This window comes from Cellulomonas hominis, from assembly GCF_005239125.1.
In the GTDB taxonomy this organism is placed as follows: domain Bacteria; phylum Actinomycetota; class Actinomycetes; order Actinomycetales; family Cellulomonadaceae; genus Cellulomonas; species Cellulomonas hominis_A.
On the sequence record NZ_SZYE01000133.1, the window covers coordinates 1 to 10,794 of the forward strand.

9 protein-coding genes are annotated in these 10,794 nt (G+C 74.9%); 8 read left to right on the plus strand and 1 reads right to left on the minus strand.

Features of this window, described 5'->3' with window-relative positions:
• Nucleotides 1–68 precede the first annotated feature (68 nt).
• Complete coding sequence (locus FA014_RS14240; protein WP_328288204.1) at nucleotides 69–2,306, minus strand: MMPL family transporter; 2,238 nt, start codon at nucleotides 2,304–2,306, stop codon at nucleotides 69–71.
• A gap of 110 nt (nucleotides 2,307–2,416) precedes the next feature.
• Here FA014_RS14240 and FA014_RS14245 point away from each other — a divergent pair, with 110 nt between their 5' ends.
• The 8 genes from FA014_RS14245 to FA014_RS14280 form a co-directional block, all read left to right on the plus strand.
• The gene (locus FA014_RS14245; protein ID WP_154730322.1) at nucleotides 2,417–3,850 is read left to right on the plus strand and encodes a replication-associated recombination protein A; all 1,434 of its coding nucleotides are present in this window, start codon (nucleotides 2,417–2,419) and stop codon (nucleotides 3,848–3,850) included.
• Nucleotides 3,851–4,075: 225 nt separating this feature from the next.
• The gene (rpsD, locus tag FA014_RS14250) at nucleotides 4,076–4,702 is read left to right on the plus strand and encodes a 30S ribosomal protein S4 (protein WP_147793637.1); all 627 of its coding nucleotides are present in this window, start codon (nucleotides 4,076–4,078) and stop codon (nucleotides 4,700–4,702) included.
• 174 nt (nucleotides 4,703–4,876) lie between these two features.
• On the plus strand, nucleotides 4,877–5,239 hold the full coding sequence (locus FA014_RS14255) for a DUF948 domain-containing protein (protein WP_147793636.1): 363 nt from the start codon (nucleotides 4,877–4,879) through the stop codon (nucleotides 5,237–5,239).
• Complete coding sequence (locus FA014_RS14260; RefSeq protein WP_154730323.1) at nucleotides 5,236–5,736, plus strand: hypothetical protein; 501 nt, start codon at nucleotides 5,236–5,238, stop codon at nucleotides 5,734–5,736. Before FA014_RS14255 ends, FA014_RS14260 begins: the two co-directional genes overlap by 4 nt.
• A 128-nt stretch (nucleotides 5,737–5,864) precedes the next feature.
• Nucleotides 5,865–8,570, plus strand: coding sequence for an alanine--tRNA ligase (gene alaS / locus FA014_RS14265; RefSeq protein WP_154730324.1), 2,706 nt, complete (start codon nucleotides 5,865–5,867; stop codon nucleotides 8,568–8,570).
• Between the two features lie 5 nt (nucleotides 8,571–8,575).
• Entirely contained in the window at nucleotides 8,576–9,190 is a 615-nt protein-coding gene (gene ruvX, locus FA014_RS14270) for a Holliday junction resolvase RuvX (protein WP_328288205.1), read from the plus strand.
• On the plus strand, nucleotides 9,187–10,350 hold the full coding sequence (mltG, locus tag FA014_RS14275; RefSeq protein WP_230323170.1) for an endolytic transglycosylase MltG: 1,164 nt from the start codon (nucleotides 9,187–9,189) through the stop codon (nucleotides 10,348–10,350). The genes ruvX and mltG overlap by 4 nt, the downstream gene beginning before the upstream one ends.
• A partial coding sequence (locus tag FA014_RS14280) for a shikimate dehydrogenase family protein (RefSeq protein ID WP_419178407.1) occupies nucleotides 10,347–10,794 on the plus strand: 448 nt, incomplete at its 3' end. The genes mltG and FA014_RS14280, both read left to right, overlap by 4 nt.

Sequence of the window (10,794 nt, forward strand, 5' to 3'; positions counted from 1 at the left end):
CCCGCACCGCGCGCCCGCGCCGCGGTGCGGGCGCGCGGCGCGGGGGCGGCGCGGGGCAGCCCCGCGGGTCAGTGCGTGATCGCCAGGCGGGCGTGCAGCCTGCGCAGCGGCGCCGGGGCCCACCAGTTCAGGTCGCCGAGCACGGTCATCGTCGCGGGCACCAGCAGCAGCCGGACGAGCGTGGCGTCGATGAGCACCGCCACGGCGAGCGAGAACCCGACCTCCTTGATCACGAGCAGCTCGCCGGCGACGAACCCGGCGAACACCGCGATGATGATCGCCGCGGCGGACGTGATGACCCGGCCGGACCGCTGGAGCCCGAGCCGGACCGCGACGTCGTTGGGTGCCCCCGCGTCGTGCAGCTCCTTGATCCGGGACAGCAGGAAGACCTCGTAGTCCATCGCGAGCCCGAAGGCGAACGCGATGACGAGCGCCAGCACGTAGGTCTCGATGCCGCCGGTGAGGTCGAACGCCAGCAGCCCGGACAGGTGCCCGTCCTGGAACACCCAGACCAGCACGCCCAGCGACGCGCACAGCGACACGATGTTGGTGAGCAGCGCCTTGATCGGCACCAGGACGGAGCCGGTCATGAGGAACAGCAGCACGAGGGTGGCGACGGCCACGATGCCGAGCGCCCACGGCGCGCGGTCGACCAGCGCGTCGGTGAAGTCGATCTGGTTCGCCGCCTGGCCGCCGACGTAGGCCTCGAACGGCAGGTCCAGGTCCCGCAGCTCGTGCACGACCGCCTGGGCGTCCGCGCCGCCGGGGTCGTCGGTGTCGGGGCGCACGCCGATGACGACGACCGGCCCGCGGGCGACCGGCTCGTCCACGGACGCCACGCCGTCCAGCGCCTCGAGGTCCGGCACGACGGCCTGGGCGTCCGCGACGGACGTCCGGGCGACCACCGGCACCGCGGCGGAGGTGGACGCGGGGTACTGCTCCGCGAGCACCTGCACGTACTCGCGCTGCGGGCTGGACCGGGGCAGGAGCTCGGTGGTGGAGTTCCGCAGCTCCAGGTGGAGCAGCGGGGTCGCGAGGACGAGCAGCACGGCGAGCGAGCCGCCCATCACCCACCAGGGGCGCCGCTGGACGCGCGCGGCGAGCCGGGAGAACACGCCCTCCTCGCGCTCGACGTCGGCGGTGCGGGACAGCACGGCGCGCACGCCGGGGACGCGGGACAGCACGCTCGGCCGGGTGAGCCGCCGCCCGGCCAGCACGAGCAGCGCGGGCACCAGGGTCAGCGCGGTGGCGACGGCGAACACGATGACGGCCACGGAGCCGGCGCCGAACGCCCGGAGGATGTCCTGCCGGAACACGAGCAGGCCGGCGATCGAGATCGCCACGGTGAGCGCGGAGAACGCGACGGTGCGCCCCGCCGTGGACATGGTCGTGAGCAGCGCGCCGACCACGGCCCCGTCGCCGCGCCGGCGCCGGGCGGACCGGCCCTCGTCGTCGCCGAGGGTCTTGCCGAGCTCCTCGCGGAACCGGGACACGATCAGCAGGCCGTAGTCGATGGACAGGCCGAGGCCCAGCACGGTCACGACGTTGACGACGGACGACTCCAGGTCGTCCATGACGTACGACAGCCCGACGAGCGCTCCGAGGCCGCCGGCGATCGACGCGATCGCCCCCGCCAGGGGCATCGCGGCCGCGAGGAACCCGCCGAACACCAGCACCATGATGAGCAGCGCGACCGGCAGGGCGATCGCCTCGCCCGTCGTGAGGTCCTGCTCCACCTGGTCGGTGATCGCCGAGACGATCAGCGAGGTGCCGCCGACCAGGCCCGTGGCGTCCGGGGCCACGTCGTGCAGCGCGCCGGGCACCGCCTCGAGCCGGTCGCGCAGGTCGCGCAGCGCCGCGGACTCCGCGTCCTCGGACAGCTCGGGGTCGAGCTCGGCGACCAGGAGGAACCCGTCGCCGTCCTGCGCGAGCAGCGGTGCGGCCGCGGGGTTCGCGGGGCCGTCGGGCAGCACGAACGGGTCGATCACCGACACCACGCCGTCGACGGCGGCGACGTCCTCGCGCGCCGGGGCCAGCGCCTCCGCGAGGCCCTCGGTCGTCGGGTCCGCGCCCTGCACGACGAGGCTGAGCGACGCGCCGGACGTGCTGGTCGCGGCGAGCAGCTCGCTGGCCCGCGCGCTGTCCGAGCCGGGGACGACGGGCTCGCCGGTGCTCAGCCGGTCGAACAGGTTCTGCCCGCCGACCCCGACGAGCGCCACCGCGAAGCAGCCCGCGGCGACGACGGCCCACACGAGCACCGTGAGGCGGGGGTGGCGGGCGACCAGGCGGCCGAGGCTCTCGAACACGCGGGCCAGCATCGCAGGCCGGGTGCCCCTCGCGCACCACGGGTCCCGCGGGCCCCACCCGTCCCGGGCCGCGGCGCGGCGTGTGGGACCGCGCCCGTAGGCTCGTGGGCATGGATCTGTTCGACGCGGTGACCTCGACGGCGCAGGGCACGCCCGCCCCGTCGGCCGGGGCGCCGCTGGCGGTGCGCATGCGCCCGCGCAGCCTGGCGGAGGTCGCCGGGCAGGAGCACCTGCTGGTGCCGGGCTCGCCGCTCCGGCGGTTGGTCGAAGGCACAGGGCCGGGCGTCCCCAGCGCGAACAGGGCGGCACCGTCCTCGGTGGTGCTGTGGGGCCCGCCGGGGACAGGCAAGACGACGCTCGCCTACCTGGTCGCGACGACGTCCGGCCGCCGGTTCGTCGAGCTGTCGGCCGTCACCGCGGGCGTGAAGGACGTCCGGCAGGTCGTCGACGACGCCCGGCGCCGGCTGGCGTCCGACGGCTCGGAGACGGTGCTGTTCATCGACGAGGTGCACCGGTTCACCAAGGCCCAGCAGGACGCGCTGCTGCCGAGCGTCGAGAACCGCTGGGTGACGCTCGTCGCGGCGACCACGGAGAACCCGAGCTTCTCGGTGAACTCGCCGCTGCTGTCCCGGTCGCTGCTGCTCACGCTCAAGCCGCTCGAGACCGACGACGTGCGGGCGCTGATCCGGCGGGCCGTGACGGACGAGCGCGGCCTCGGCGGCGCCGTCGCGCTGACCGACGACGCCGAGGAGCACCTGCTCCGGCTGTCGGGCGGCGACGCGCGCAAGGCGCTGACGATCCTCGAGGCGGCCGCGGGCGCCGCGCTCGCCGACCGGGAGGCCCGGCTGGCCGACCCCGACGTCGACCTGGGCGACGCGGCCGACGAGCCCGCCGTGGTCGACCTCGCCACCACGGAGCGGGCGATCGACGTCGCCGCCGTCCGGTACGACCGGGACGGCGACCAGCACTACGACGTGATCAGCGCCTTCATCAAGTCGGTGCGCGGCTCCGACGTCGACGCCTCGCTGCACTACCTCGCGCGGATGATCGCGGCGGGGGAGGACCCGCGGTTCATCGCGCGCCGCATCGTCATCTCGGCGTCCGAGGACGTGGGGATGGCCGACCCGAGCGCCCTGCAGACCGCGGTCGCCGCGGCGCAGGCGGTGCAGCTCATCGGCATGCCCGAGGCCCGGATCATCCTGGCCGAGGCCGTCGTGCACCTCGCGACGGCCCCGAAGTCGAACGCCGCCTACAACGGGATCAACGCCGCGCTGGCCGACGTGCAGGCGGGCCGGCTCGGCTCGGTGCCCGCGCACCTGCGGGACGCGCACTACGCGGGCGCCAAGCAGCTGGGCCACGGCAAGGGCTACCTGTACGCGCACGACCACCCGCACGGGATCGCCGCGCAGCAGTACCTGCCCGACGACCTGGTGGGCACGCGCTACTACAGCCCGACGGAGAACGGGTACGAGCGGCAGGTCGGCGAGCGGCTCGGCCGGATCCGGTCGGTGCTGGACCAGGCGCCGCCGCCGGCGGACGCGTGACCCGCGCCCGCACCGCGCCGCGCGGGGCCGCATTAGGCCCAGCGACGCGCACCCGGTAGAGTTGCACGGTCGTCCGCACCCGGGTCCGCCCCGTGGGTCAGCCGGACGACCGCCTGGGGTCCTAGCCGCGTCCGCCTCGTACGGACGCACGGAGGTCGGCCCCACGCCCCGCCCGGGAGCAACCGGGCACGGGTGTGCCGTACGAGAAACGACAGGAAGAACCACATGAGCAACGTGACGCGTGCGCGTCGCCAGGTGCGCCTCTCGCGCGCCCTCGGCCTCGCGCTCACCCCGAAGGCCGTCAAGCACTTCGAGAAGCGCCCCTACCCGCCCGGCGAGCACGGCCGCGCCCGCCGCCGCACCGAGTCGGACTACGCGGTGCGTCTGCGCGAGAAGCAGCGTCTGCGCGCCCAGTACGCCCTGCGCGAGAAGCAGCTCGCCCGTGCGTACGAGGACGCCCGCAAGGCCCCGGGCCTGACCGGTGAGGCCCTGGTCGAGGACCTCGAGACCCGCCTCGACGCGCTGGTGCTCCGCGCCGGCTTCGCCCGCACCATCCTGCAGGCGCGCCAGGTCGTGACCCACCGGCACATCCTGGTCGACGGCAAGATCGTGGACCGTCCGTCCTTCCGCGTGAAGGAGGGCCAGACCCTGCAGATCAAGCCCAAGTCGCAGACCACCGTGCCGTTCCAGGTGGCCGCCGCCGGCGCCCACCGCGACGTGCTGCCGGCCGTCCCGGGCTACCTGGACGTCCAGCTCGAGAAGCTGTCGGCCGTGCTGGTCCGCCGCCCGAAGCGCGCCGAGGTCCCCGTGACCTGCGACGTCCAGCTGGTCGTCGAGTACTACGCCCGCTGAGGCACCCCGCACGCACGACCGCGACGCCCCCGCACCGCCCGTCACCGGGCCGGAGCCGGGGCGTCGCGGCGTTCCCGGCCCGCAGGCGCGGCCGGGCACCCGGCGCGACACCGTCCGCCGGGTAGGGTTCACCCGACGTCGGACGACGTCGGGGACGACGCAGAAGGGCTGGCCATGCTGGGAGACATCGCGGGGCTCATCGCGGCCATCGCCTTCGTGCTGCTGGTCGGCGCGCTCGCCGTGCCGCTGGTGAAGCTCGGGCGGGTGCTGGACGAGACCCGGACCTCGGTCAAGGAGATCACCGAGCACACGGTGCCGATCCTCGACGAGGCGGCCACCACGGTGTCCTCCACGAACACCCAGCTCGAGCGGGTCGACGCCATCACCACCTCGGCCGCCCAGATCACGCAGAACGCGTCGGCGCTCACGTCGCTGTTCGCGGCGACGGTCGGCGGGCCGATGATCAAGGTCGCCGCCTTCAGCTACGGCGTGCGGCGCGCGCTGTCCGGCCTGGGCCGCGGGCGGTCCGGGCGATGAGCCGGCTGCTCTGGGTCGCCGTGGGTGCGGCGGCCGCGGTCGCGGGCGCCAAGCGGCTCGGCCTGCTGGACGACCTGACGGGCGCCCCGGCCGGCCGCGGCACGCACGCCGACGGCACCCACGCGTCCGGCGCCACGACGGCCGCCCGGGCCGTGCGCACCGCGTTCCGCGCCGGGGCGACCACCGCCGGCGCCGTGCGGTCGCTGTCCGACGTCCGCCGCGAGTTCCGCACCGGTATGGCCGAGCGCGAGGCCCAGCTGCGCCACGACCTGGTCGGCGACGTGGACGTGGACGCGATCCGCGCCGAGCGCGCCGGTCGGCGGGCCGCCGACCGGGCGGCCGAGCACGACGCCGGTGGCGCCGTCCCGCCCGCGTGGCACCGGGACCCCGAGGCCCGCGAGGAGGCCCGCGCGGCCCGCGCCCGCAGGGGCTGGGCCGACGAGCCCACGGACGACCCGGCGGACGGCGACGGCGACCTGCCGTACTCCTTCTACTGACTCCCGGCCCGCGGCCCCTAGGCTGCTGCCGGTCGCCGGCCCGGGAACACAGCCGCGCCGTGCGACGCTGAACCACGAGAACGGGCAGGGGCCCGCGACCCCTGCCACCCGACCCAGACGAGGACACCATGCGCACCGCCGAGATCCGCCAGCGTTGGCTCGACTTCTTCGAGGCCCGCGGCCACGCCGTGGTGCCCTCCGCCCCGCTGATCTCGCCCGACCCGTCGACGCTGTTCGTCATCGCGGGCATGGTGCCGTTCATCCCGTACATGCTCGGCGAGCAGACGGCCCCGTGGCCGCGCGCGACGAGCGTGCAGAAGTGCGTGCGCACCCTCGACATCGAGGAGGTCGGCAAGACCACGCGGCACGGCACGTTCTTCCAGATGAACGGCAACTTCTCCTTCGGGGACTACTTCAAGGAGGGGGCGATCACCCACGCGTGGGAGCTGATCACCACTCCGCAGGACCAGGGCGGCTACGGCTTCGACCCGGAGACGATCTGGGTCACGGTCTACGAGACCGACGACGAGGCGGCCGAGCTCTGGAAGAAGATCGCGGGCCTGCCGGACGAGCGCATCCAGCGCCGCGGCATGAAGGACAACTACTGGTCGACCGGTGCGCGCGGTCCTGCGGGCCCGTGCTCGGAGATCTACGTCGACCGCGGCCCGGAGTACGGCGCCGAGGGCGGCCCGGTCGTCGACGAGGACCGGTACATCGAGATCTGGAACCTCGTGTTCATGCAGTACGAGCGCGGCGACGGGGGCGGCAAGGAGGACTTCCCGATCCTCGGCGAGCTCAAGCAGAAGAACATCGACACCGGCATGGGCCTGGAGCGCGTCGCGTTCCTGCTCCAGGGCGTCGACAACATGTACGAGATCGACGAGGTCTTCCCGGTCATCGAGGCCGCCCAGCAGCTCTCCGGCCGCCGGTACGGCGCGGACCACGAGGACGACGTGCGGATGCGCGTGGTCGCGGACCACGTGCGCTCCGGGCTCATGCTCATGGGCGACGGCGTCGTGCCGTCGAACGAGGGCCGCGGCTACGTGCTGCGCCGCCTGCTGCGCCGCGCGGTCCGCGCGATGCGCCTGCTCGGCGTCGAGACCCCCGCGCTGCCGACCCTGCTCCCGGTGTCCCGCGACGCCATGTCGCCGTCGTACCCGGAGCTGGCGCGCGACTTCGACCGGATCGCCAAGGTCGCCTACGCGGAGGAGGAGGCGTTCCTGCGCACCCTGACCGCGGGCACCTCGATCCTCGACCTGGCGGTGTCCGAGGCGAAGACCGCCGGCACCGGCACGCCGAGCGCGGCGCCGCTGCTGTCGGGCGAGAAGGCGTTCCAGCTGCACGACACGTACGGCTTCCCGATCGACCTCACGCTCGAGATGGCGGCCGAGCAGGGCGTGTCCGTCGACGAGAAGGCGTTCCGGACGCTGATGCAGGCGCAGCGCGACCGCGCCCGGGCGGACGCGCTCGCCAAGCGCGCGGGCCGCACCGACACCGCGGCGTACCAGGACCTGCACGCGACCCTGAGCGGGTCCGGCGCGAAGCCGGTCGAGTTCGTCGGCTACGACCGCACCACCTCGCGCTCGCGCGTCGTCGGCCTGCTCGTCGACGGCGTGCCCGCGCCGGCGGCGACCGCGCCCGCGGACGTCGAGGTCGTGCTCGACGTCACGCCGTTCTACGCCGAGATGGGCGGCCAGCTGGCCGACCACGGCTCCATCGTGCTGGACGGCGGCGCGACCATCGAGGTCGACGACGTGCAGGCGCCGGTCAAGGGCCTGCCCGTGCACCGCGGCCGCCTGGTCGAGGGCACCGTCGCGCTGGACGAGCCGGGCGTCGCGTCCATCGACACCGCGCGCCGCATCGCGATCAGCCGCGCGCACACCGCGACGCACATGGTGCACAAGGCCGTCCAGGAGTCGCTCGGCCCGTCGGCCACGCAGGCGGGCTCCGAGAACGCGCCCAGCCGCGTGCGGTTCGACTTCCGCGCCGGCCAGGCGGTCCCGCCGGGCGTGCTGCAGGAGGTCGAGGAGCGGGTCAACACCCGGCTCCAGGAGAACCTCGAGGTCACCGACGCGGTCATGCCGATCGCCGAGGCCCGCGCGCTCGGCGCGATGGCGCTGTTCGGCGAGAAGTACGGCGACCAGGTGCGCGTCGTCTCGATCGGCGGCGACTGGTCCCGCGAGCTCTGCGGCGGCACGCACGTGCGGCAGTCCGGCGAGCTGGGCCTCGTCACGCTGCTCGGCGAGTCGTCGATCGGCTCCGGCGTCCGCCGGGTCGACGCGCTCGTCGGCGACGGGGCGTACGGCTTCCACGCCAAGGAGCGCGCGCTGGTCGGCCAGATCTCCGGCCTCCTCGGCGCCCGGCCCGACGACCTGGCGGACCGCGTCTCGGCGCTGATGACCCGGCTGAAGGAGTCCGAGAAGGAGCTCGCGTCGCTGCGTGCCGCGCAGGTCCTCGCGGTCGCCGGCACGCTCGCGTCCTCCGCGGCCGAGATCGGCGGCACCCGCGTGGTCACGCACGACGCCGGCGAGGTCGGCGCGGCGGACGACCTGCGCACCCTCGTGCTCGACGTCCGCGCCCGGCTCGGCGAGTCCGCCCCGGCGGTCGTCGCGGTCGGCGGCGTCACCAAGGGCCGACCGGTGGTCGTCGTCGCGACCAACGCCGCGGCGCGGGAGAAGGGCGTCCGCGCGGGCGGCCTCGTCAAGACCGCGTCCGCGCTGCTCGGCGGCGGTGGCGGCGGCAAGGACGACCTCGCGCAGGGCGGCGGGGCCGACGCGGCCCGCCTCCCCGAGGCGCTGGCCGGCATCCGCGAGGCGATCGGGGCGGGGGCCTGAGCCCCGTGGCCGGCTCCCCGGACGCGGCCGACGCGCCCGGCGTGCCGGACCCCGACGCCGTCGTGCGCGGCGCCCGGCTCGCCGTGGACGTCGGCTCCGTCCGGGTCGGCCTCGCGGCCAGCGACCCGGACGGCCTGGTCGCCACCCCGGTCGCCACGCTGCCGCGCGACACCCGCCCGGTCGGCGGCGCGCTGCCGTCGGACGTCGCCACGATCGTCGCCGAGGTGGCCGAGCGGTTCGCCGCGGCGGTCTACGTCGGGCTCCCGAAGCACCTGTCCGGGACCGAGGGCTCGGCAGCACAGGCCGCACGCGCGTACGCTGGTGCGCTGGCGCAGGCCGTCGCCCCGGTTCCGGTGCGGCTGGTCGACGAGCGGATGAGCACGGTGTCCGCCCATCAGGCGCTGCACGCGTCCGGCAGGTCCGGGCGTCGTCACCGGGCGGTCGTCGACCAGGCGGCCGCGGTGGTGATCCTGCAGACCGCGCTCGACGCGGAGCGCTCCTCGGGCCGCCGGCCCGGCGAGCGGGTCACGACGACCCGCCCGGAGCGCCCCGAGGGGGAGCGCCCGGGGGGTCCGCAGGACGACGGACGAGCAGGACACACCGAAGGGACGACCGAGTGAGCGACCTGTTCCTCGGTGCTCCGCAGCAGGAGCACCACGAGGCGCCCCCGCCCTCGCGCCGCTCGCGCCGCGACTCGCACGAGCAGCGGATCAAGCAGCGCAAGCACCGCCGTCGGCGCACGTTCGTCGTGCTGCTGCTCGCACTCGTCCTGGTCGGCGGTGCCGGCTTCGTCGTGTGGAGCGTGTTCGGCGGGCTGTTCTCCGGCTCCGGCGGCGAGGAGACCGTCCAGGACTACCCGGGCCCCGGCAGCGGCGAGGCCCAGGTCGTCGTCGCGTCCGGCGACACCGGCGGCGCCATCGGCCAGACGCTGGTCGACGCGGGCGTCGTCGCCACCACCCAGGCGTTCACGAGCGCGTACGCGGCCAACCCCGCCGCGACCGGCATCCAGCCCGGGACCTACACGCTCCAGCTCGAGATGAAGGCCAGCGACGCGGTCAACGCGCTGCTCGACCCGGCCAACCGCGTCTCGAACCGGGTCACCATCCCCGAGGGCTACACCGCCCAGCAGATCTACCAGCGCGTCTACGAGGTCACCGGCATCACCGTCGAGGACCTGCAGGCCGCCGCCGCCGACCCCGCCGCGATCGGGCTCCCGGCCGAGGCCGGCGGGAACGTCGAGGGCTGGCTGTTCCCGGCGACGTACGAGGTCGAGCCCGGGTCGAGCGCCGCGAGCGTGCTGACCCAGATGGTCGGTCGGACCACGGCGCTGCTCACCAGCAAGGGCGTCGCGCAGGACCAGTGGGAGACGGTGCTGAACAAGGCGTCGATCGTGGAGCGCGAGGGCAAGCTCGACGAGGACCGCGCCAAGATGGCGCGCGCGATCCAGAACAGGCTCGACATCGAGATGCCGCTGCAGATCGATGCGATCAACGCCTACGGCCTGGGCATCCCGGGCACGGAGCTCACGTACGCGGACACCAGCCAGGCCCAGCCGCCGTACAACCCGTACAACTCGTACAAGCTCGCGGGTCTGCCCCCGACGCCGATCGCGAACCCGGGCGAGGTGTCGATCGACGCCGTCCTCAACCCGGCTGACGGTCCGTGGCTGTTCTGGGTGACCGTCAACCTGGACACGGGTGAGACGAAGTTCGCTGAGACGTACGACGAGCACAAGGAGAACGAGGCCCAGCTGCGGGAGTGGCAGGCGGCGAACGGGTGACCGGCGGCGCTGGGCGTCGGGCGGCCGTCCTCGGCCACCCGATCGGGCACTCGCTGTCGCCCGTCCTGCACCGCGCCGCGTACCGGGCGCTCGGCCTCGACGGCTGGTCGTACGACGCGGTCGACGTGACCGAGGAGCAGCTGCCGGCGTTCGTCGGCGACCTCGACGCCACGTGGGCCGGGCTCAGCCTCACCATGCCGCTCAAGCAGACCGTGCTGCCGCTGCTCGACCACGTCGAGCCGCTCGCGGGCGTCGTCGGCGCGGTGAACACCGTGCTCGTCCAGGCCGGCGGGTCGGGGCGTCCGGTGCTGACCGGCGCCAACACCGACGTGCACGGGATCGTGGCGGCGCTGTCGGAGGGCCTCGCGGCCGCCGGCGGCGCGGCGCCGGGGGAGCGACCGCCCGCGCGCAGCGCCGTCGTCCTCGGCGCCGGCGCCACCGCCG

Excerpts from the sequence above, each read along its gene's own strand:
- FA014_RS14245 (WP_154730322.1), top strand. The coding sequence starts at position 2,417 with ATGGATCTGTTCGACGCGGTGACCTCGACGGCGCAGGGCACGCCCGCC.
- rpsD (WP_147793637.1), top strand. The coding sequence starts at position 4,076 with ATGAGCAACGTGACGCGTGCGCGTCGCCAGGTGCGCCTCTCGCGCGCC.
- FA014_RS14255 (WP_147793636.1), top strand. The coding sequence starts at position 4,877 with ATGCTGGGAGACATCGCGGGGCTCATCGCGGCCATCGCCTTCGTGCTG.
- FA014_RS14260 (WP_154730323.1), top strand. The coding sequence starts at position 5,236 with ATGAGCCGGCTGCTCTGGGTCGCCGTGGGTGCGGCGGCCGCGGTCGCG.
- alaS (WP_154730324.1), top strand. The coding sequence starts at position 5,865 with ATGCGCACCGCCGAGATCCGCCAGCGTTGGCTCGACTTCTTCGAGGCC.